This is a genomic window from Acinetobacter sp. GN11 (assembly GCF_054823985.1).
This window is the reverse complement of sequence record NZ_JRVL01000360.1, coordinates 1-640: the sequence shown is the minus strand read 5'-3', so window position 1 is coordinate 640 and position 640 is coordinate 1. Positions and strand designations below refer to the sequence as shown.

Genomic DNA, 640 nt, shown 5'->3' with positions numbered 1-640 from the left:
AAACTTTACAGCGCAAGCAGAAGCAAATAGTCAGATTGAAATTTTTGATTCATTGGGTAATCAGACGGGCTGGGGCTCTACAGATAGTGCTGGTAATGCTTCTGGTTCTTTCAATCAAACCTATTTACATGGTGAGGAACTCACTTTTGTTGTCATAGATCAAGTGGGTAACCGCAGTGTCGAATTTAAGCAAAATGCTTTAATTGATACCATTGCACCAAATGCGATTGAAAATATCATCTTTAACGAAAATGGCCAAAGCTTTACAGCTCAGGCAGAAGCTGGAAGCTCTATTGATGTATTAGATCAGGCTGGAAATAAGATTGGTTTTGGCTATACCGATAGCTCAGGTAATGTTTCTGGTTATTTTCAGCAAGTTTACTTACATGGTGAGGAACTTACTTTTGTCGTGATTGATCGAGCTGGTAACCGTAGTGCAGAGATCAAGCAGAGTGCTTTGAATGACGATGTCGCGCCAAATCCGATTGAAAATATTGTATTAGATATCAATGGACAGAGCTTTATAGCTCAGGCTGAAGCAAATAGCCAGATTGAAATTAAAAATACCAATGGTGACGTTATAGGTTATGGATCAGCAGATAGCTCAGGCAATGTTTCTGGTTACTTGTATCAGGTCTAT

Annotated in this window: 1 protein-coding gene; it reads left to right on the top strand. The window is 39.2% G+C overall.

What is annotated here, in order from left to right; genetic code table 11:
* Window positions 1-640 (top strand): Ig-like domain-containing protein (locus NL42_RS19390; RefSeq protein ID WP_461313986.1); only part of this gene is annotated, 640 nt, incomplete at both ends.